The sequence below is a fragment of the Amycolatopsis circi genome, assembly GCF_003385235.1.
In the GTDB taxonomy this organism is placed as follows: Bacteria; Actinomycetota; Actinomycetes; order Mycobacteriales; family Pseudonocardiaceae; genus Amycolatopsis; species Amycolatopsis circi.
Map to the genome: position 1 here is coordinate 15,588 of NZ_PQIA01000036.1, position 23,491 is coordinate 39,078.

At 70.7% G+C, this 23,491-nt stretch carries 4 protein-coding genes; 1 reads left to right on the forward strand and 3 read right to left on the reverse strand.

Annotation, left to right across the window (positions count from 1 at the left end; all coding sequences use genetic code 11):
• Window positions 1-2 precede the first annotated feature (2 nt).
• The 3 genes from D0D37_RS17900 to D0D37_RS17910 all read right to left on the reverse strand — a co-directional run bounded on the left by D0D37_RS17900 (window position 3) and on the right by D0D37_RS17910 (window position 21,133).
• The gene (locus tag D0D37_RS17900) at window positions 3-17,573 is read right to left on the reverse strand and encodes a non-ribosomal peptide synthetase (protein WP_116201694.1); all 17,571 of its coding nucleotides are present in this window, start codon (window positions 17,571-17,573) and stop codon (window positions 3-5) included.
• A gap of 74 nt (window positions 17,574-17,647) precedes the next feature.
• Window positions 17,648-18,892: a serine hydrolase domain-containing protein gene (locus tag D0D37_RS17905; protein WP_244223559.1), complete on the reverse strand. Its 1,245-nt coding sequence runs from the start codon at window positions 18,890-18,892 to the stop codon at window positions 17,648-17,650.
• A 1,020-nt stretch (window positions 18,893-19,912) separates the two neighbouring features.
• Window positions 19,913-21,133 (reverse strand): MFS transporter, encoded by a 1,221-nt coding sequence (locus D0D37_RS17910; RefSeq protein ID WP_116201696.1) that lies wholly within the window; start codon window positions 21,131-21,133, stop codon window positions 19,913-19,915.
• Between the two features lie 776 nt (window positions 21,134-21,909).
• On the opposite strand from D0D37_RS17910, the gene D0D37_RS17915 reads away from it, so the two are divergent.
• Window positions 21,910-23,328 (forward strand): FAD-dependent monooxygenase, encoded by a 1,419-nt coding sequence (locus D0D37_RS17915; RefSeq protein WP_116201697.1) that lies wholly within the window; start codon window positions 21,910-21,912, stop codon window positions 23,326-23,328.
• The last annotated feature ends 163 nt before the right edge of the window (window positions 23,329-23,491 follow it).

Sequence of the window (23,491 nt, forward strand, 5' to 3'; positions counted from 1 at the left end):
CCTCACGATTCCAGTTCTGCGGCAAGCCGTTCCAGCTCGCTGAGTACGAGGTCTTCGACGGTTTCGGCCAGCGCCGCGACGGTGCGCGCGGCCAGCACGTCGGCCGGGGTGAGCCGGACGTCGAAGAGCGCGCTGGCTTTGGCGGAAATGTGCAGGCTGCGCAGCGAATCGCCGCCCAGGGAGAAGAAGTTGTCCCGCGTGCCGACGCGCTCCGCGCCGAGCACCTCGGCCCAGATCCCGGCGAGCGCGCGCTCGGTCTCCGTCGCCGGTTCGACGTGCCCGGCCTCCGCCGCCCGCGGGGCAGGCAGCGCCCGCCGGTCGAGCTTTCCGTTGGTGCTCACCGGAAGCCGGTCGAGCGCGACGAACGCCGACGGCACCAGGTAGTCCGGCAGGGACCGGGCCAGGAACTCCCGGAGCACGGATTCTTCGGCCGCCGAAACCACATAGGCGACCAGTTGCTTCACGCCCGGCTGGTCCTCCCGGACGAGCACCGCGGCCTGCGCGACGTCCGGATGCTTCGCCAGCACGGCCTCGACCTCGCCCGGTTCGACCCGGAATCCGCGCAGTTTGACCTGGTCGTCGCGGCGGCCGAGGAATTCGAGCGTGCCGTCCGGCGTCCAGCGGACGAGGTCGCCGGTGCGGTACATCCGTTCCCCCGGCGGGCCGTCCGGGTCGGCGACGAACCGGTCCGCGGTCAGGCCGGGCCGGCTCCGGTAGCCCCGAGCCAGTCCCGCGCCGGCCAGGCACAGCTCGCCCGGCACGCCCGGCGGCACCGGGCGCAGGTCCGCGTCGAGGACCCGGGCGCGGACGCCGTCCAGCGGGCGGCCGATCGGGATCCGGTCCGGCACCGTTCCGTCCATCGGGTGCGCCGTGGCGAAGACGGTCGTCTCGGTCGGGCCGTAGCCGTCGACGATCCGCAGCCCCGGACACGCCGCCAGCACCCGCCGTACCGCCTCCGCCGGGACGACGTCGCCGCCGGTCCAGACCTCGCGCAGGCCGGTGAAGCACTCCGGCGTCTCTTGGGCGAGGATCCGGAACAGCCCGGCGGTGACCCACACCGCGGTCAGGCCGTGCTCGCGGACGAGGCCGCGCAGCAGCGGCGCGTCGAGGCCGGTGTCCGGGCCGGTGACGACCCAGCCACCGGTGAGCAGCGGCACCCACAGCTCGTAGGTCGTGGCGTCGAACGCGAGCGGCGAATGCAGCAGGACCCGCTCGTGCGCCCCGCTGCGGAACCGGCGGTCGGCGGCCAGCGCCGCGATGTCGCGGTGGCGCACCACCACGCCCTTCGGCACCCCGGAGGAACCGGACGTGTACATCACGCAAGCCGCCTGATCCGGGTCGACGGTGACATCCGGGTCGCTGTCCGGCTCATCGTCCACCGAGGACAGCAGAACCGTCTGGCCGAGCGGATGTTCTTCCGCCGCGACGATGAACCGGACACCGTCGAGCAGCACCCGCTGCCGCTCGAGCGGAGCGCGCGCGTCGATCGGCAGGTACGCGCCGCCCGCCTTGGCCACGGCCAGCTCGGCGACCGCCGCGGCCGCGTGGTCCACGGCGAGCCCGACCGGTTCCTCCGGCCGCAGCCCGAGTCCGGCCAGCCGGTTCGCGAGCCGGTTGGCCCGCCGGTTCAGCTCGGCGTAGGTGACCGGTTCGCCGCCGAGGACGGCCGCGAGCGCGTTCGGCCGCTGCCGGACCTGCTCGGCGAACAGTTCGGGCAGCGACCGGGGCTCCGGTTCGCCGCAGGTGTCGGCCCGCTCGGCGAGGAGCTGGGTCTCCGCCGCCGTGACGACCGGGACCGCGCCGAGCGCGCGGGCGCCGTCCGCGGTCAGGCCGCTGAGGATTTCCAGCAGCCGGGCGGACAGGTCTGTCACCGTCGCGGGATCGAAGAGCGCCGGGTCGTAGCCGACGTCCACCGACAGCTCCGCACCGGGTGAGGCGACCACGGTGATCGGGAAGTTCGTCGTCTCCCGCGCGGACAGGTCGCGCACGGTCAGGCCGTGTCCCGCCGCCGCGCCGGTGATCGGGTAGTTCTCGAACACCACGAGGCTGTCGCACAGGTTCACCCCGCCCGGCAGGCCCGCCCAGCCCTGGACCCGCGCGAGCGGGACGTGCCCGTGCCCGCGCGCTTCGGCTTGGGCCGCTTGCAATTTGGCGAGCCAGTCCGCGACGGGAACGCCGCGGTCCACGGCGACCCGGACCGGCAGGGTGTTGATGAAGATGCCGGGAATGTCGTCCACCCCGGGCACTTCGGCCGGACGACCGGACGCGGTGGCGCCGAATACCACGTCGGTTTGTCCACTGTAGACCGCCAGCAGCAGCGCCCAGGCTCCCTGCAGCACGACGTTGTGCGTGAGGCCGTGGCGTTTGACGAACGCGTCCAGCCGGGCGGTGGCGGGCCGGTCCAGGCGGACGGGCAGCCACTCCGCCGAGCACGCGGCGTGGCCGGACGGCGGGGTCCGGTCGCTCGGCAGCTGCGTCGGGCCTTCGATTCCGGCGAGTGCGGTGCGCCAGAACTGTTCGGCGGCCGCCTGGTCGTGCTCGCCCAGCCAGGCGAGGTAGTCGCGGAACGGCGGCCGCGACGGCAGCGGTTGCCTGGCGTAGGCGGTGCAGACGTCTGAGAGGATCTGGAACACGCTCCAGCCGTCGAGCAGCACGTGATGGAACGTCCAGAGCACCTGGACTTCCGTTTCCGACAGCCGCGCCAGCGTGACGCGGGCCAGCGGGGCGACGGCCAGGTCGAGGCCCTGCGCGCGGTCTTCGGCGAGCAGCCGCGCCAGCTCCGCCTCGTGCCCGTCGAGGTCGGTCCAGTCGAGCTGCCGCACCGGCAGTTCGGCCTCGCGGTGCACGACCTGGACCGGTTCCTCCACGCCCGTCCAGACGAACGACGTGCGCAGGACCGGCGTGCGGTTCACGACCTGCTGCCACGCCTTGCCGAGCCTTTGCGGGTCGGTGACCCCTTCGAGCACGAAGGTGGCCTGCTCGAAGTACATGCCCTGGGCCGTCTGCGAGAGGCCGTGGAAGACCATTCCGCCCTGCATCGGCGTCAACGGGTAGATGTCCTCGACGTTCCGGTCCGCGACCAGGTGGTCCACAGTGGACTGATCGAGTGCGGCCAGCGGGAAGTCGCACGGGGTGCGCCCGCCCGCGCCCGGTTCGGCGCAGTGCGCGATGATTTCCCGCAGTGCCTTCAACGTCTGCTCGGCCAGGGTTTCGACGGTGTCGCCTGCGGTGGCGTGAGACCAGGTCAGCTCCAACACTCCCGCTTCGACCCGGCCGACGACGTCGAGCACGTGGGTCCGACGCGCGTCCGGGTCAACGTCGGCGTCCAGGCTGCCGACACGGAACAGTCCGCCTTCGGCACTGCTGAACTGGCCGAGGTAGTTGAAGCTCACCTGCGGGTCGATCTCCGGAGCCGTGCCAGTCAGATACCGCAGCGCGCCGTAGCCGATGCCCCGCCGCGGGATCGCGCGCAGCTGTTCCTTGACGGCCTTGAGCGCGGGGCCCCAGTCGTCCGGGACATCCAGCGCGACCGGGAACATGCTGGTGAACCAGCCGACCGTCCGGGACAGATCGATGCCCGCGAACAGGTCCTCGCGGCCGTGGCCTTCGAGGTCGATCACCGGGGTTTCGCCGGTCCAGTCCCGCAGAACGCGGCCCAGCGCGGTCAGCAGCACGTCGTTGACCTGCGTGCGGTAGACCTCGGGGACGTCCTGCAGCAGCGCCCGGGTTTCCTCATCGGTGAGGCGGACGGTGACCTCGCGAGTGTCCGCGATGAGGCCCGGGGCGCCCGGACGCACCGGCGGCAGAGACTGCCAGTGAGCGAGTTCGTCGTCGAAACCGCCTGCCTCGGCGTGTTCGGCGAGCCGCCGGGACCAGGCGAGGAATGACGTCGTCTTCGGTTCGAGGGCTTCGCCCCGATAGGCGGTTTCCAAGTCCTCCAAGAGAATTCGCCACGAGACACCGTCGATCACCAAGTGGTGCGCGGCCAGCAGGAGCCGTCGCCCGTCGAGGACCGCGTTCAGCAGCGGACCCCGCTTCACCTCGAACGAGGGCTCGCCGACGAGCAGTTCCACCGGGCCGACCGGATCGTTGTGCTGAGTTTGATCGAACCGCAGGCGCAGCGCGTCATGGTGCGCCCAGACCGCTTCGAGAGCGCGACGCAGCGCTGGCTCGTCGACATCTTCGGCGAATTCCAGCACCACCCGCTGGTCGAACCGCTCCGGCTGGGTCTCGAAGTACCAGCGCTGGATCGGCGTGAGCGGCGCTTCGCCGACGACTGGGCCCTGCTCGGCTTTCGGCCCGTGATCGCCTCCGGCGTGCGCGGCCAAGGCGGCCAGCGTCGGATGCCGGAATACCTCGTGCGGCAAGAGGATCAGCCCGGCGCGACGGGCGCGGGAGACGACCTGGATGCTGAGGATCGAATCGCCGCCGAGTTCGAAGAAGTTCGTCTCGGCTCCGACGTCCTCGACGCCGAGCACCTCGGACCAGATCCCGGCCAGGACCCGTTCGGCCTCCGTCGCCGGGGCGGTGCGGGTGCCGGTCGTGCCGAAGTCCGGGGCGGGCAGCGCGTGACGGTCGAGTTTTCCGTTGCCGGTCAACGGCAATCGGTCGAGCCGGACGAACGCGGCCGGGACCAGGTAGTCAGGCAGGGTCTTCCCGAGGAATGCGGGCAGTTCGTCCGCCTCACCGGTGTAGTAGGCGACGAGCCGCTTGACGCCGTGGTCCTCGCGGGCCAGCACCTCGGCCTGGGAGATCCCGGGATGCGCGGCCAGCGCGGCCTCGACCTCGCCCGGTTCGATCCGGAACCCGCGGATCTTGACCTGCTCGTCCGCGCGGCCGGCGAAGTCCAGTTCTCCCCGCGCGGTCCAGCGGACGAGGTCGCCGGTGCGGTACATCCGCTCCCCCGGCGGCCCGAACGGATCGGGCAGGAACCGCTCGGCGGTCAGGCCGGGAGCGCCGTGGTAGCCGCGCGCCAGGCCCGCGCCGGCGAGGTGCAGTTCGCCGAGCGCTCCCGGCGGCACCGGCCGCAGGTCGGGGCCGAGGACGTATGCCCGCGTGTTGTCCAGCGGCTTCCCGATCGGCACGACGTCCGGCACCGGGCCGAGCACCGGATGCGACAGCGCGAACGTCGTCGTCTCGGTCGGGCCGTAGACGTCCACGACGGTCGTGTCCGGGCAGGCTTCCCGCACCCGTCGCACCGCGGCCGACGGAACCGCGTCGCCACCGGTCCAGACTTCTTGCAGCCCGCGGAAGATCTCCGGCGCTTCGCGGGCCGCGAGCCGGAACAGGCCGGTGGTGAGGAACGCGCAGCCGACGCGGTATTCGGCGAACAGGCGGCCCATCGTTTCGAGGTCGAGGTCACCAGGCGGGGCGACGACGACCGTGCCGCCGTTGAGCAACGGCACCCAGAGTTCGTACGTCGAGGCGTCGAAGGCCTGCGAGGCGTGCAGCAGGATTCGGTGGTGTGCCGCGAAACGCCGGTCGGCGGCCAGCGCCACGATGTCGCGGCGGCTGGGTGCGACGCCCTTCGGTTTTCCGGTCGATCCGGAGGTGTACATGACGTACGCCAGGTTGGCCGGATCTGCCTTCGGGAGCTTCGCGGCCGCGGTTTGCTCTCCGGGAACGACGGTGGGTCCACTGTGGACCTTGCTCGCGGTATCGCGCCAAGTGTCGTCAGTGACGAGGATCTTCACGCCGGACAGGAGAGTCTTGAGCCGCGGCTCGGGTGCGCGGGTGTCCAGCGGCAGGTACGCGGCACCGGCTTTGATGATCGCGAGTTCGGCGACGACCAGCCCGGGCGAACGGTCCATCAGCACGCCGACGAGCGTTTCCGGCTCGGCGCCGAGCGAGACCAGATATCGGGCGAGCCGGTCGGATCGCTGGTCCAGCTCCGCGTAGGTCAGGCGGATTCCGTCGCCGGTCACCGCGACCGCTTCCGGCGCCTGCCGGACTTGCGCGGCGAACAGGTCGGCCAGGTCGTCTTCCGGGGGCGGCTGGCTGGTGTCGTTCCAGTCGACCAACACCCGGTGGCGTTCCGCCTCGGTGAGCAGGTCGATGTCTTCCAGCGATCCCGGGCCCGCGCTGAAGGCGTCGAGCACGGCGAGGAGCTGCCGGGTGATCCGCTCGGCGGTCTCGGTGTCGAACAGGTCGGGGTCGTAGCCGACGTCGAGGGTCAGCTGCTCCCCCGGCGACGCGACGACGCTGATCGGGTAGTTCGTCGTCTCGGCGGCGTCGACGTCGCGCAGCCGCAACCCGGGCGTTGACGCGTTGTCGATCGGATAGTTCTCGAAGACCACGATGCTGTCGAAAAGGCCTCCGCTGCAACCGCTCCAGGCCTGGAGCTTGGTCAGCGGAAGGTGGCCGTAACGGCGGGATTCGACCTGCGCGGACTGCAATTGAGCCAGCCACTCGGTCACGTCCGCCCCAGTCACGGTGACCCGCACGGGCAGGGTATTGATGAAGATGCCGGTGATGTCGTCCGCGCCGGGCAGATCGACCGGACGCCCGGAAACCGTGGTGCCGAAGCAGACGTCGCGCTCGCCGCTGAGCCGGGCCAGCACCAGCGCCCACGCGCCCTGCAGGACGGTATTGAGCGTGAGACCGGCCCGGCGAGCGAAGTCCCGCAACCGTCCGGAGTTTTCGACCGGCACGCGCAGCCATTCCGATGACCGGCTCGTGTGCGCCTGTGCGGGTGCCCGGTCGTAGGGCAGCCGGGCCGGGGCGACGAGACTGCCGAGTTCGCGCCGCCAGTGTTCCTCGGCCGCCGCGTCGTCCTGCCGGTCCAGCCAAGCGACGTAGTCGCGGAAGGGCGGGCGCTCGGGCAGTTCGGCGCGGGAGTAGGCGGCGAAGACATCGGACAGCACGCCGAAGACGCTCCAGCCGTCGAGCAGGACGTGATGGAACGTCCACAGCACGCGGACCTCGGTGTCCGACAGTCGCGCGAAAGCCAGGCGCAGCAACGGCATTTCCGTGAAGTCGAGCCCTTGGGCGCGGTCTGCGGCGAGCAGGTCCTGCCACGACTGGTCGCGTTCGTCCGGGGTCCGGTCTCGCCAGTCGTGCCGGGCGATCGGGACCGGGACCTGCCGCTGCACGACCTGGACCGGCTCGGGCACGCCCTCCCAGGCGATCCGCGTCCGCAGTACCGGCGTCCGGTCGACCACCTGCTGCCATGCCCGTTCCAGCGCGGCCAGATCGTCGACGCCGTCGAGCACGAACCCGACCTGCTGGAAATAGACGCGCTCCCCGGGCTGGGACAGCGCGTGGAACACCATCCCGGACTGCATCGGCGTCAGCGGGTAGATGTCCTCGACCTCGCGGCCGTCGCCCACTAGCTCGTCCACAGTGGACTGGTCGAGCACGGCCAGCGGGAAGTCCGACGGCGTCCGGCCGCCCGCTCCCGGCTCGGCACAATGCCGGATGATCTCGCGCAAAGCAGTGGTCATCGCGGCGGCCAGCGTGTCCATAGTGGACTGATGGTGGACGCCTTCCGCGTAGTACCAGGTCAATTCCAGCTCGCCGGTCTCGACGCGGCCGACGACGTCCAGCAGATGCGCGCGAGCCGAGCGCGGGCTTTCGTCGGACTCCAGCCGGCCGGAGCCGAACTGGCCCAGGTAGTTGAAGCTCACCTGCGGGTCGATCTCCGGTGCCGTGCCGGTCAGGTACCGCAGCGCGCCGTAGCCGATCCCGCGCCGCGGCACCGCGCGCAGTTGCTCCTTGACGGACTTGAGCGCCGTGCCCCAGTCGTCCGGGACGTCCAGCGCCACCGGGAAGACCGTGGTGAACCAGCCGACCGTCCGGGACAGGTCGACGTCGTCGAACAGCTCTTCGCGCCCGTGGCCTTCCAGATCGACCACGGCCGTCCCGCCGGTCCAGTCGCGCAGGACCCGGCCGAGGGCAGCCAGCAGCACGTCGTTGACCTGCGTCCGATAGACCGCAGGAACGTCTCGCAGCAGTGCCCTGGTCTCCGCCGCGGACAGCCGGACGGTCACCGAACGCATCGAAGCGACGGTCGAGTCGCCCCGGCCGTCGACCGGCAGCGTGGTCCGACCGGACACGGCCCGCCAGTAGCCGAGTTCGTCGTCGAACCCGCCTGCGGCAGCGTGCTCGGCGAGCCGGAGCGCCCAGTCGCGGAAGGACGTCGTCCGGGGGCCAAGATCGATCGGTTTGCCCTCCAGCACTTGGTGGTAAGCACGTTCGAAGTCTTCGAGGAGCACGCGCCACGAGACGCCGTCGACCACGAGGTGGTGCACGGAGAGCCGGTCCTGCTCGAAGCGGACCAGCGGTGCCTCAGCGCCGACCGGGCCGTTTTCCTGGAGCCAATGGGTTTCGCCGCGGGCGAAGCGCATCCGGAGCGCGTCGTGGTGCGTCAGCAGGGCCTCAACGGCTGCGTTCGCCGCGTCCGAATCGACAGTTCCCAGACGAACGAACTGGTGGAAGTGGTCCGGCTCGGCGGTTTGCGTCGTGAAGAACCATTGCTGGATCGGGGTGAGCGGCACCGGGCCGTGGACCGGGCCGCGCTCGACCGCCGCCGTCGCGGTGCGGGCCGCCGTGGCGAGCGCGGCCGGGGTGCGGTGCGCGAACAGGTCGCCGGGCTGCAGTTCCAACCCGGCCCGGCGGGCGCGGGAGACCACCTGCATGCTGAGGATCGAGTCGCCGCCCAGTTCGAAGAAGTCGTCCGTCGCGCCGACGCGTTCGACACCGAGCACGTCGGCCCAGATCTCCGCGATCGTGCGTTCGCGCTCGGTCCGCGGCGCGACGTGGTCCCGCGCGCCGAACTCGGGCATCGGCAACGCCTGCCGGTCGAGCTTCCCGTTGACGTTCACCGGGAACCGCTCCAGCCGGACGAACGCGGCGGGCACCATGTAGTCCGGCAGGGTCCGGCCGAGGAACTCGGCCAGACCATCGGTCTCGCCGACGACATAGGCGACCAGGCGCTTCACGCCGCCGTCCGAACGCGCCAGCACAGCCGCCTGCTCGACGCCCGGGTGCTCGCCGAGCGCGGCCTCGATCTCGCTCGGCTCGACCCGGAACCCGCGGATCTTGACCTGCTCGTCGGCCCTGCCGACGAACTCGAGCGCGCCCTCGTCGTTCCACCGCACGAGGTCGCCGGTGCGGTACATCCGCTCCCCCGGCGGCCCGAACGGGTCCGCGACGAACCGCTCGGCGGTCAGCCCGGGGCGGCCGAGGTAGCCGCGCGCCAGGCCCGCGCCGGCGAGGTGCAGTTCGCCGGGCGCGCCGGGCGGGACGAGCCGGAGGCCGTCGTCGAGGACGTACCCGCGGGTGTGGTCGAGCGGCCCGCCGATCGGGACGACGTCCGGGACCTCGCCGGGCAGCGGGTGCACGGTCGCGAACGTGGTGGTCTCAGTGGGGCCGTAGACGTCGGCGACCAGGGTGTCCGGGCAGGCCGCCCGGACCCGGCGCAGCGCGGCCGCGGGGACGGCGTCGCCGCCGGTCCAGACTTCCCGCACGCCCGCGAAGACCTCCGGCGATTCCTGCGCGACCAGCCGGAACAGCCCGGTGGTGAGGAACGCGCCGGTCACGCCGTGCGTCGTGAGCGAGCGGCCGAGCGTCTCGACGTCCACGTCTCCCGGCGGGGCCAGCACGACGGTGCCGCCGTTGAGCAGCGGCACCCACAGTTCGTAGGTCGCGGCGTCGAAGGCCTGTTGCGAGTGCAGCAGAATCCGGTCGTGGCGGGCGAATCGCTGGTCGGCGGTGAGCGCCACGACGTCGCAATGCCGCGCCGAAACGCCTTTCGGACGGCCGGTCGAACCGGACGTGTAGATGACGTACGCGAGCTGTTCGGGATCGACGCGGACGGCTGGCGACGTCTCCGAGGTGCCGCTCTCGCCGGTGAGAATGGTGCCACTGTGGACTTCCTCGGCGGTCGCCAACCACGCGGCGTCGGCTACCAACACCGCCGCTTCGGCCTCGCTGAGGAGCAGCTTCAGCCGCTCGGCCGGGGCACGCAGGTCCAGCGGCAGGTACGCGCCACCGGCCTTGAGGATCGCGAGTTCCGCGACGACGAGTTCCGGCGAGCGGTCCATCAAGACGGCCACGCGGTCCTCAGCCAGTACGCCCGCGTTGATCAGCCGATGGGCCAGCCGGTTCGCGCGGAGGTCGAGTTCGCGGTAGGTGATCTCCTCGTCGTCCGTCACCAGCGCGACAGCGTCCGGGGTGCGGCGGGCCTGCGCCTCGAACAGCTCCGGCACGGCCGCCTTCGGGAGCGGGCGCGCGGTCTCGTTCCGCTCGGCGAGCAGGTGCTTGATCTCGGCGTCGGACAGCATCGGCACTCGGGACACCGGTTCGTGCGGTGCCGCGACCATGCCTCGGACCAGCGCTTCGAGGTGCGCCGCGAGCCTTGCCGCCGCCGGGTCGCCGATCCGCGCCGGGTCGTGCGTGAGAATCAGCGACAACCGGCGTCCGGGGTAGGCGACGACGCCCAGCGGGTAGCTGGTGCGCTCGGCCGCGCGGACGTCGCGCAGCTCGGACACCTCGTCGATCGGGTAGTTCTCGAAGACCACGATGCTGTCGAACAGGTTGCCGCCGCCGCTCCACGCCTGCAGCTTGGTCAGGCCGACGTGTCCGAACCGACGCGATTCCGCTTGCGCCGCTTGAAGATCGCGCAGCCAGTCCGCGACCCCGCGCGTGCCGTCGAGCCGGACGCGCACCGGCAGGGTGTTGATGAAGATGCCGGGAATGTCGTCCGCGCCGGGTAATTCCGCCGGACGGCCGGACACGGTCGCGCCGAAGCAGACCTCGGTTTCGCCGCTGTAGCGCGCCAGCAACGCGGCCCACGCGCCCTGGACGACGGTGTTGACCGTGAGCCGGTGCCGCCGCGCGAAAGCGTAGACCGCGGCGGACGTCTCGTCGTCCAGCTCCACCGGGATCCGGCCGGTCGAACTCGACGAGTGCGTGCGGACGGCGGGACGCTCGACGGGCAACGAAGTCGGCGTCACTCCGGCGAGTTCGGCCCGCCAGTGTTCCTCGGCTCGTTCCTCGTCTTGATCGGCGAGCCAGGCCGCGTAGTCGCGGAACGGCGGCCGGACCGGCGGTTCCTCACCGCGCAGCAGGGCGACTACGTCGGAGAGGATGCCGAAGACGCTCCAGCCGTCGAGGAGGACGTGGTGGAAGGTCCAGAGCACGCGCACTTTCGTGGCGGATTCCCGCGCGATGACCAAGCGTGCCAGCGGGGCTTGGGCGAGGTCGAATCCTTCGGCCAAGTCTTGCGCCAGCAGCTTCTCTAGCGCTTCTTCGGGATCCACAGTGGACCAGTCCAAGTAAGACACCGGCAGTTCGACAGCGCGCTGCACGACCTGTAGCGGCTGCGGCACGCCGTCCCACACGATCCGGCTGCGCAGGATCGGAGTCCGTTCGACAATGCGTCGCCAGGCCTCGCCGAGCCGCTGCGGATCGGGTACCTCGTCCACAGTGAACGAAACCTGTTCGAAGTAGACCCGGTCGCCGGGCTGGGCGAGGTCGTGGAACACCATCCCGGCCTGCATCGGCGTCAGCGGGTAGATGTCCTCGACGTCGCGGCCGTCGCCGACCAAATAGTCCACTGTGGATTGATCCAGCCCGGCCAGCGGGAAGTCCGACGGCGTCCGGCCGCCCGCTCCCGGCTCCGCGCAATGCCGGACGATCTCGCGAAGCGCTTCGGCCATCGCCGCGGCCAGTCGGTCCACTGTGGACTTCTCGTGGACGCCCTCGGCGTAATGCCAGGCCAGCTCCAGCTCGCCGCCCTCGACCCGGCCGACGACCTCCAGCAGGTGCGGCCGAACAGTGTCGGACGCGACGTCCAGCTCGAGTTCCCGGTGCAGGGCCGGGTAAAGATCGCCGGGCAGGTCGAACTGGCCGAGATAGTTGAAGCTCACCTGCGGTTCGATCACCGGCGCGGACCCGGCGAGATAGCGCAGCGCGCCGTAGCCGATCCCCCGTCGCGGGACCGCGCGCAGCTGCTCCTTGACCGCTTTCAGTGCCGCGCCCCAGCCGTCCGGAACGTCCAGCGCCACTGGGAAAATGCTGGTGAACCAGCCGACCGTCCGCGACAGGTCAACGCCGTCGAACAGCTCCTCGCGGCCGTGCCCTTCGAGGTCGATGACCGGCGGGTTCCCGGTCCAGTCCCCCAGCACCCGGCCGAGCGCGGCCAGCAGCACGTCGTTGACCTGCGTCCGGTACGCCTGCGGCACCTGGCGCAGCAACGCGTGCGTCTCGTCCGCGGTGAGCCGGGCCGTGACGACGCGGGCCTGGCCGAACGTGTTCTCCGCCGTGCCGTCGACCGGAAGCGGGGTCGGCGTGGGCAGTTCCCACCAGTGCGCGAGTTCGTCGTCGAAACCGCCCGCCTCCGCGTGCTCGGCCAATCTGCCGGCCCACTCGCGGAAGGAAGTCGTCCGCGGACCGAGGTCGATCGGTTCGCCGCGCACGGCCTGCTGGTAGGCGCGGTCGAGGTCTTCGAGCAGCAACCGCCACGAGACTCCGTCGACCACCAGGTGGTGCGCGGCCAGGTGCAGGGTGCGCGGCTGGCCGGACAGCGTCCATCGCAGCAGCGTGTGCCCTTCCTCGACGGCAGCGTTGTGCTGGTGCCACGCGTCGCGGTCGTGGCTGAACCGCATCCGCAGCGCGTCGTGCCGCTCGGACAGCGCGGCCAGCGCCGGGATCAGCGCGGTCAGATCGACGTCGGCGGGGAGTTCGACGGCGATCGTCTGGTCGAAGCGGTCCGTGTCCAGGCCGAAGAACCAATGCTGGATCGGGGTCAGGACGACGTCGCCGCTTTCTGGGCCGCGCGCTGGGATTGCCGTGGCCTCGCTGACGGTCGGGGCGAGCGCGTCGATGGTCTGGTGGCGGAACAGGTCGGCGGTGGTCACGCTGAGTCCCGCTTGCCGGGCGCGGGAGCTGACCTGGATGCTCAGGATCGAATCGCCGCCGAGGGCGAAGAAGTTGTCGTCCACGCCGACGCGGTCGAGACCGAGCACGTCGGCCCAGATCCCGGCCAGCACGGCCTCTCGTTCGGTGCGCGGGGCTGTCGTCCGCTCGCTGGAGGTCTGCGGCTCCGGCAGGGCGCGGCGGTCGACCTTGCCGTTGGCGGTGAGCGGCAGCTCGGCCAGCGGGACGAGCACCGAGGGCACCATGTAGTCCGGCAGCGTGCGGGCGACGGCCCGGCGGAGGGCTTCGGTGTCCACGTTCGCCGGGACCACGTAGCCGACCAGCTGTTTGCGTCCGCCGGTGGTCCGGATGGTCACGAACGCCTGGGTCACGTCGGGCTCGGCGGCCAGCGCGCGTTCGATCTCGGCCGGTTCGACTCGGAAACCGCGGATCTTGACCTGGTCGTCCACGCGGCCGAGGAATTCGAGCGTCCCGTCGGTGCGCCAGCGGCCCAGGTCGCCGGTCCGGTACATCCTGGCCCCGGGAGCGCCGGACGGATCGGCGACGAACCGGTCCGCGGTCATTCCCGGCTGGTCGAAGTACCCGCGCGCGAGCCCGGCTCCCGCGATGCAGACTTCTCCGGCCGCGCCGCGCGGCAACAGGCGGAGCCGGTCGTCGACGACGCGGATCTGGACGTCCTGCAGCGGGGTGCCGATCGGGATGACGTCGGGAACCTCGGTGGTGATCCGGAACGAGGTGGCGAAGGTGGTGGTCTCGGTCGGGCCGTAACCGTCCACGACGGCGATGCCGGGGCAGCTGTCGAGGACCCTGCGCACGGCGGGCGGCGGCACGACGTCGCCGCCGGTCCAGACCTCGCGCAGTCCGGCGAAGCAGTCGGGCGTCTCCTCGGCGAAGAGCCGGAAGAGACCGGCGGTCAGCCAGAGTGCCGTGATCTGGCGCTTGGCGACCAGCTGCCGAATGACGTCGGCGTCCAGGTCGCCGGGCGGCGCGACGACCACGGTGCCGCCGTTGAGCAGCGGTACCCACAGCTCGTAGGTCGAGGCGTCGAAGGCCAGCGGGGAATGCAGGAGGACCCGTTCGTGGCCGGCGAAGCACGGATCGATCGCGAGCGCCGTGACGTCCGCGTGCCGCACTGCCACGCCCTTCGGGACGCCGGTGGAGCCCGAGGTGTACTCGACGTACGCGAGGTTCTGGGCGCTCAGCGCGGTTTCCGGTGTGGTGGACGGCTCGTCGACGTCCGCCACGACGAGGGACGTTCCCTTGTGGACAGTGACGGCGGTGTCGTGCCAGGTGTCGTCGGTGAGTACCAGCGACACCCCATCGAGGACGCGGCTCAGGCGGTCGGCCGGGGCGCGCAGGTCCAAGGGCAGGTAGGCCGCGCCTGCCTTGAGGATCGCCAGCACGGCCACGACGAGGTCGGCCGAGCGGTCCAGCAGTACGCCGACCCGTTCCTCCGGCGTTATGCCGCGCCGGATCAGGTGCTGTGCGAGGCGGTTCGCCCGGGACTGCAACTCGGCGTAGGTCAGGCTGAGGTCGCCGCACACCACTGCGGTGGCGTCCGGACTCTGCTCGGCGCATCGGTCGAACATGTCCGGCACCGTCTCGGCGGGTGTCCTCTCGGGCTGGCTCGGCAGCAGGAACCGGCGGTCCTCGGCGGTGAGCAGCGGGAGGTCGCCCACGGGCCGTGCCGGATCGGCGGCGATCCCGGTGAGCAGGACTTCCAGGCTCAGCGCGAGACGTTCGATGGTGGCAGCGTCGAAAAGCGCGGTGGCGTACTCGACGGTGACGCGCAGACCGTCCGGCTCCGGCCAGAACTCGACCACGAGATCGAAGCGCGCCGAAGGCCGCGGCAGCGCGTACTCGCTGACCTGCAGGCCCGCGACCGTCCGGTTCGCCACCAACGGGCGTTGCAGGACGACGACGGCCTGCACCAACGGCGTCCGCGACGGGTCGCGTTCGGGCTGGACTTCTTCCACGACGCGGTCGAACGGGACGTCGCCGTGCGCGAACGCGGCCAGCACGGTTTCGCGGAAGTCCGCCAGGAAGCGATCGAACGGCTGCGTACCGTCCACTGAGGACCGCAGTACGAGGGTGTTCACGAAGAACCCGGTCAGCTGCTCCAGTTCGGCCCGGTCGCGTCCGGAGACGGCCGTGCCGACCGCGATGTCCCGCTGCCCGCTGTACGCGGCCAAGACGACCTGGACAGCCGCGGTCAGGGTCATGAACAGCGTCGCTCCCTGCGTCCGTCCTGCTTCCGCGACGCGGCGGACCAGGTCGGCGGGCAGGTCGTGCCGGTGCACCGCGCCCGCGGTGGTGCGCTGCGCGGGCCGCGGGCGGTCGGTCGGCAGCGCGAGCGGTTCGAGACCGTCGAGGGCCCCGCGCCAGTAGCCGAGCTGGTCGAGGCGTTCGGAGGCCAGGCGCCACTGGGTGTAGTCCCGGTAGCCGAGCGGCAGCGGGGTCAGTTTTGTGCCGCTGTACCGGTCGAGGAGTTCGTCGGTGAGGACGGCGATGGACCGGCCGTCGGTGACGATGTGGTGCTGGCACAAGAGAAGCAGGTGCTCGTCCGGGGCGAGCGGGAAGAGCACAGCCCGGGTCAGCGGTCCGGTCCGCAGGTCGAACGGTGCGCTCAGTTCAGCCTTCAGCGTGTCGTCGTCCGGGGCGGAATCCGCTATGTCCAAGGGGATTTCCCCGGTCGGCGCGATCCGCTGCATCCCTTGTCCCGCAACGGACTCGAACGTCGTGTGCAGCGATTCGTGCCGTGCGCACAAAGAGGCCAGCGCGGTGCGCAGGGCGGCCGGATCGAGCGGGCCGGACAGGCGGATCCCGACGCCGGTGTTGTACTCGGTGCTGCCGCCGGTCATTTCGTCGAGGAGCCACAATCGCCGCTGCGCCGGGGACAACGGAAGCAGGTCTGTCGGCGACGCGAGTGGGATCGCCTGCTCGGCTCGCGGGCCGTTTTCCAGGAGCTGCGCAAGTTTTTCCACACTGGACGCGTCGAACAGCGCCCGCGCCGAGAGGTCCGCGCCGAACGCCCGGCGCAACCTGGACAACGCCTGCACGGCCAGGATCGAGTCGCCGCCCAGGGCGAAGAAGTCGTCCTCGACGCCGATGCGGTCCAGGCCCAGCACTTCCGTGACGATCTCGGCGACCGCACGCTCGGTGTCCGTCCTCGGCTCGGTCCCGACGTCCGCCGATTCCGCTGACGGCGCGGGCAGCGCTTTCCGGTCGACCTTTCCGTTGGCGCTCAAGGGAAGCTCGTCCAGCACGACAATCGCAGACGGCACCTGATAGCTCGGCAACACCGCCGCGACAACCGTTTTCAGGTCTTTTCGAGCCGTATCCGGCACCAGCACGACATAGGCCACCAGACGCTTCGTACCGGGACCGTCCTGCCTCGCGACGACCACGGCCTCGGCGACCGTCTCGTCCGCGGCGAGCACGGTTTCGATCTCGCCGAGTTCCACCCGGAACCCGCGGATCTTGACCTGATCGTCGGTGCGGCCAAGGAATTCCAGCTCGCCCTGGTCGTTCCAGCGGACCACGTCGCCGGTGCGGTACATCCGCTCGCCGGGCACGCGGGGATCGGCGACGAACTTCTCCGCCGTCGCCCCGGGACGCGCCCAGTAGCCGCGCGCCAGGCCAGCGCCGGCTAGATGCAGCTCGCCGGGTTCGCCGGGAGCGACCGGATTCAGCGCGTCGTCCAGGACATACGCGCGCACGTCGTCCAGCGGGCGGCCGATCGGCACCGTCGTGACGTCCGCCGGCTGAACGGCGTGAGCGGTCGCGAAGGTGGTCGTCTCGGTCGGGCCGTAGCCGTCGACCACGGTCACGCCGGGGCAGGCGCGCAGCACCCGCCGCGCCGCCCCGGCCGGGACGACGTCGCCACCGGTCCAGACCTCTCGCACGCCCTGGAAACAGTCCGGCGCTTCCTGCGCGACGACCCGGAACAGGCCCGCCGTCAGCCAGACCGCACCGACGTCGTACCGGGAAAGAACCTCGCGCAGGCTCTCGACGTCGAGGTCGCCGGGCGGCGCGACCACCACGGTGCCGCCGGTCAGCAACGGCACCCACATCTCATAGGTGGAGGCGTCGAACGCGGCCGTCGAGTGCAGCAGCACCCGCCGATGCGCGTTCCCGGCGAACCTCCGGTCGGCCGCGAGCGCCGCCACGTCCCGATGCCGGACGGCGACGCCCTTGGGCTTTCCGGTCGAGCCGGACGTGTGCACCAGATACGCCAGATTGTCCGGATGCACTGCCACGGAAGGAAAGTCCGCTTCGGGCAACGACAGTCCGAGCACCGCGATCTGTCCAGTGTGGATTTCTGAGGCCCGGACCGGGTCGTCGGTCAGCAGCACCGTCACCCCGGCTTCGACCAGCAGCGCCCGCAACCGGCTGTCCGGCGCGCGCCGGTCGAGCGGCACGTACGCGCCACCCGCAGTGACGACAGCCAGCTCCCCGACGACCAACGCGGCCGACCGCTCCGCCAGCACGCCGACCCGGTCCTCCGCGCGCAGCCCCAGCCGAACCAAATACGCAGCCAGCCTGGCGGCTTCATCCGCCAATTCGGCGTACGTCAGCCGGGTCGACGCGCCGTCCACAGCGATCGCGTCCGGAGCCGATCGCACCTGGGCGGCGAACAGCTCCGGCAGGCTGCCGACTGCATCCGTTTCGGCCGGAATGTCTTGGGCGGTCATCTTTTTCGCTACCTTCCGGGCACACCAAGGGATCCCGCCGGGCGCGGGTGGGGACAAGGGGTTCGAGAGGCCGCTCAGCACCGCCGCGCGAGCCGGCCGCCGATTTCGACGGCGGTCGCCGCGCCGGGTTCGCCGCGGAACCGGCCGCAGGGGGTGGCGCGGCCGGTCGCCGGATCGCGGACGGTGAACGTGCCGTCGGCGTACCGGGTCAGTTCGGGGAAGACGTCGCCGTCGACGTCGAGGCACGCGTCGCCGCGGGCGTCCGACCGGATCGTGTATCCGATGGCCCCGTTGCGATAATTGCCGAAATCGCCGTCTGGAAACGGAATCGGGCAGGATTCCGCAACCTGGGCGCGTTGGGACGGGAGACCGAGTCCCGGGAGTTCGTCGACCAGGTCGTGCCAGAGGTCGGTGCCCCCGGCGCCGTTGGCGGTCAGCGCGAGCACACAGGCGCCGGCCTGGTCGATCCGCAGGTGGCACGAGGTGCCGTCGGCCGTTCCGTCGTGGCCGAGCCAGCGGAACTCCTCCTCGCCGAAGCAGGCGAGCCCCAGTCCCCAGCCGTCCGCGAGGCCGAACGGTTCCGCGCCCGGCACCGGCCGATGCAGGTCACTGGCTGTCACGACGTCGAGCAATCCCGGCTTGCCCAGGTGCACCCGGCCGAGCGCGACGAGGTCGCGGGCACTGAGCGCGAGCGCGCCCGCCGGGTCCAGCATCGGCGGCAGCACCTGATCGAGCGGACGTTCGCCGTCGCGGGCATGCCCGGTCGCGATGCCCGGACTGTCGACGTAAACCGGTTCGATCTCCAAGGGCCGCAACAGGATCGACTCGACCGCCTCGCGCCAGTCCATCCCGGTGACCTCTTCGATCAACAGGCCGACCAGCGCGTAGCCGAGATTCGAATAGGAGAACGCGGTCCCCGGCTCGCAGACGAACTCCGCGGACCGCACTTCTTTCCGGGCCGTCCCCGCGGCGTCGGCCGGGTCCGAGGGCAGCCCGCTCGTGTGGCTCAGCAGCCTGCGCAGGGTCAGCGCACAGGAAAGCCCGGGGTCGCCCAGAATCTCGCCGACCGGCTGGTCCAGCTCGAGATCGCCGTCGGAGACGAGCATCATCGCCAGCGTCGCGGTCGCCGCCTTGGTGACCGAGCCGATCGGCACCCGCGAGTCCTCCCGCATCGGCCGGCCCCGGCTTTCGGCACCGGTCTGGACCATTACGGTCTCGCCGGCGGACCAGACCGCGACCTGCGCTCCCGGCGCCCGATGCCGGACCGCCAGCCGCGCGAGGACCGCCGCGAGCCGGTCCGCGCTGCCGACGCCGGGCACCGGGCGCGGTCTCGGGACTTCGCATCTTTCTTTCCGGGAGTGCATGACCATGCCTTTCGAATACTCGTTGAAGCCGCACGAGGAATTGCCCCCTGCTCGCGCAGCACTATCCCCCAGCAGGAGTGCGGGCGTCACGCAGTCCGGACCCGCACCGGAATCCATACCCTGCCTAGCTCGGTCGCGCTCCAGCAACCGCCAAACGATGGACTCCCGCTTACGCCGGTTCGCACCCAGCGTCACACATTGCCGAGACCATTCTAAAATATGAACAACGGGCTCACACCTCGGGGCGACACGCAGATAAGCGGATGATCCGCCTTCGCATTCGGTGGATCTTCATCCCGCGCACAGCACCGATTCCCGCTGCGCCGACCAGCGTAAACCCGCTGTCTCCGACACCACCGAATCGACGGCCGCCACCAAAGAAGTGGTGCCAACAGCCGTCGCCGTTACTCCGACCGCAGCAACCTCGCGGCCGCTGGCCCGGCTTCCGCCGTCTCGCGGGAAACGATCACCTTCCGCCTTCGGCCAAAAGGCTTCCGACAGGTAGCGCGGCAAGTCGATCTCAGAGAATCAGCGAATCCGCCCGCTAAACCTCACCCGATCACCGGAAAATTCCGGAGCATCCCGCCGAGCGGAATTCACCGGCGCCCGGAGACCACACGAATGGCGCGCGACGGCAGTAGCTCTCGCTCTCCCGCGGCCGCCCTTCGGATGTTCCGGTCCCGCTCGAGTACGCGCCGCTTCTGTGGATTCCGTCACAAGCACCTCCGCCCGCACAGTCGCCCCCGCCGACCGAAACGTTGCAGCTTCTCCGCGACCAATAGCCGAACAGCGGAGCCGCCTTATTGACGGCGCGAAGAGAAAGTCCCCTTATCGGCGGCCTGCCAATAAGAGGACTATTCCGAAAAGGACGGTAAAGGAAACCATACGGTCGGTTGCCCACTGATTGACCTTCGACCTGTGCGGTTCCGGAATACGTCCACTGAGGACATTTCCGCCGCATTTTTCACTTGCCCGTCACTCAGCGGACCTCCCGGCTCGCATCGCCGGCAGAAGCACCGGCAGCGCGACGGCCAACGCGATCCCCCGCACCGCTCCCGCCACCGGATAGGCAGCCCGGATGCCGAACACGTCCGCGACCAGCCCGCCGGCCAGCGACCCCAGCGGCATCAACCCCCACCCCAGCATCCGGTAGACGCTGTGCACCCGCCCGCGCAGTTCCGTCGGCACCGCCTGCTGGCGCAGGCTGACCGTGACCACGCTCCAGAGCGTCGTCGCGAATCCGTTGATCCCCAACAGGGCACCAAGAACGACCGCATTCGGACTGACGCCGATGAGCCCGAAAATCGCGACATTGGCGACCAAGGCGGTCAACAACGCTTGCAGCGCCCCGATTTTCGCCACCACCCGCGCGTTGACCATCCCGCCCAGCACACTGCCGACCGCCGCCCCGGCGAGCAGCACGCCGTAACCGCGCTCGCTGACGTGCAGAGTCTGCGTCGCGAGCAGTACGACGGTGACGTTGCCGAGCTGGTAGCAGAACGTGTTCACCGCCAGCAGCCCGGCCAAAGTCCGCAACAACCGGTGCCGCCCGAGCCAGCGCACCCCCTCCGCCACCGCGACCCGGATCGGCGGCCGCGCGCTCTGCGGCAACTGGCGCCTCGGAAGGGTCGCCAGCAGCACAGCGGACACCACGAACGAAACCGCGTCCACACCGAACGGCAACGCCGCCGCTCCCGCGAACAGCAGACTCCCGATCGGCGGCCCGACGAACAACTGCCCAGCATTGGCGATCGCGTACTGACTGCCGTTCGCCCGGTGCAACTGCGCGTCGGAGACAAGGTCCGGCACCACCGCGAGCGACGCGCTGGCGAACACGACCTCGCACGCGCTGAGCCCGAACCCCATGACCGCCAGACCCGCGATGTCGATCCGCCCCAGCCAGATCAGCCCCGCGGCCACCGCGACGATCGCCGCCTGCAACGCCTGCGACCGCCACAACAGACCGACCCGATCGCGGCGGTCCACGAGCGCACCAGCGGGCAAGGACAGCAGCAGCCAGGGCAGGTAGGTCGCCGCCGAGACGACCGAGACCTGCACCGGATCGCGGGTGATCGTGACCGTCAGCAGCGGAACGGCGGCCGCGAAAACACCGTCGCCGACGTTGTCCGCCGCCGAGGCCCACCACAACCGCCAGTACGCGGCGGGAAGCTTGGTCTGCGCGTCGCTTGCCTTCATGCCCGGGATCTTTTCCGGGTCGAACAGGTGTTCGCCATCATGTAGGCTGGAGCTACATCGAATGTTTCGCCGTGTGGTGGCTGAGCCGCGGTATTTCGCTTGCCGAAGGGTCCCGGGCGCTGCAGACTGACCGGCCGATGCCAAGTCCTGCGCGAATCCGGAACCGGCCCGGCGGGTCCGCCTGCGGCCACGCCTGCCGACGACCCCGCACGACGGCTGGATCCGCTGCGTCCGGACGCACGGATGCCAGGCGCGGTGCGGCTGAACGGATGGCGACCGGGCGCGCAGCAGCCCTGCACACGGCAACCGAGCGCGAGCAGCTGAGCTGGCGACAGGCGGACGCGCAGCAGCCAAGCCCACCACGCGAGCCGACACAAGACGGTCAAACGCAACCCGCGGTCGAACTGGTGGCGGCCAGACGCACCGCGACCGGGCACACCACAGCAAGACGCGCTGGCCAAGGCACCCGGCAAGCGGATGCGCAGCAGCCAACCCCTCCCGACCACGCCGAGCAGCCAATGCCAGAAACTCAAGCGGCACTTCGGGTGCGGTGCGGGATGCGGCTGTCCGTGAGGGGAACCCTGAGGGACTCAGAGTCCCTCAGGGTTCCCCTCACGGACACGAGCAAGCGGCAACGAGGGCATGGGGCGGGCGTTTTGGCGAGGTTGGCGTCCCTGGCATCGGGTCGAGCGGCAGCCGGGCACATCCCGCCGAACGCCGGCTGCGGTCCAGCACACCGCGGCTCAACACAGGAGAACCGAACGAACAGGTGGTTCATGATCGACGTAGTCATCTCCGGATGCGGCCCGACCGGCGCGATGCTCGCCGCCGAGTTGCGGCTGCACGGCGTGCGGGTCCTCGTCCTGGAAAAGGAAACCGAGCCGGTCCCCCTCGCCCGCATCGTCAGCCTGCATATCCGCAGCCTCGAACAGCTGGCTATGCGCGGACTGCTGGAGCGAGTCCTCGAACGCGGACGGCAGCGTCCGGTCGGCGGCATCTTCGCGGGCATCCCCAAACCCGCACCCGCAGGCCTCGATTCCGCGTACCTGCTGGGCATTCCGCAGCCGGTCGTCGTCCGCCTGCTCGAAGACCACGCGATCGAACTGGGCGCACAGGTCCGGCACGGCTGCGCGGTCGCCGGTTTCGAACAGGACGAGGACGGAGTGACCGTCGAACTGGCCGACGGCGAGCGGATCCGGTCGCGGTACCTCGTCGGCTGCGACGGCGCGCGCAGCACCGTGCGCAAGCTGCTCGGCGTCGGCTTCCCCGGCGAACCCTCGCGGACCGAGACCCTGATGGGCGAGATGTCCGCGACCGCGCCGCAGGAGGAGATCACCGCCAAGGCGGCCGAGATCCGCGAGACCGACAAGCGGTTCATGCTGGGGCCGGTCGGCGAGGGCGTCTATCGCGTCGTGGTCCCGGCCGTGGGCATCAGCGCGGAACCGCCCGTTCTCGAGGACTTCAAGCACCAACTGCGCGCCATCGCCGGCACCGACTTCGGCATGCACTCCCCGAACTGGCTGTCCCGCTTCGGCGACGCCACCCGCCTGGCCGAGCAGTACCGGGTCGGCCGCGTGCTGCTGGCCGGCGACGCCGCGCACATCCACCCGCCTACCGGCGGGCAGGGCCTCAACCTGGGCGTCCAGGACGCGTTCAACCTCGGCTGGAAGCTCGCCGCCCAGGTCCGCGGCTGGGCCCCGGGCCCCCTGCTCGACACCTACCAGGCCGAACGCCGTCCCGTCGCCGCCGACGTTCTCGACAACACCCGCGCCCAGATGGAACTGTCCTCCGCCGAAGCGGGACCGCGGGCCGTGCGCCGGCTGCTCACCGAACTGATGGACTTCGACGAGGTCAACCGCCGCCTGATCGGGAAAATCACCGCGATCGACCTCCGCTACGACTTCGGCGAGGGTCCCGACCTGCTGGGCCGCCGTCTCCCCGACCTCGACCTGAAACAAGGCCGCCTTTACGACCGCCTGCATCAGGGCCGAGGCCTGCTGCTCGACCGCACTGACCGGCTGAACATCGAAGGCTGGGCGGACCGTGTCGACCTCCTCGCGGACTCCGCCGCGGTTCTGGATGCTCCGGCCATCCTGCTCCGTCCGGACGGATACGTCGCCTGGATCGGCGAGGACCAGCACGACCTCGACCGCCATCTCGCCCGGTGGTTCGGCGACCCGGCCGCGCTCGGCTGAGGCAACCGCCGAGTGCTGCATAACGGAGACGTCGCCGCGACCGCTGGTTCGGTGCCTTGTCCCCTGAACAATCCACCGAGCCCCGCACCGCACGCGCGAGTTCGGCCGACTCGCCCCCAAGCACAACAGGACCGTCAGGCCGCCACACCCACCCACTGGCCCG

What these genes read in the sequence shown, in the direction of transcription:
- D0D37_RS17915 (WP_116201697.1), top strand. Translation starts at nt 21,910, where the DNA reads ATGATCGACGTAGTCATCTCCGGATGCGGCCCGACCGGCGCGATGCTC.
- D0D37_RS17900 (WP_116201694.1), bottom strand. Translation starts at nt 17,573, where the DNA reads ATGACCGCCCAAGACATTCCGGCCGAAACGGATGCAGTCGGCAGCCTG.
- D0D37_RS17910 (WP_116201696.1), bottom strand. Translation starts at nt 21,133, where the DNA reads ATGAAGGCAAGCGACGCGCAGACCAAGCTTCCCGCCGCGTACTGGCGG.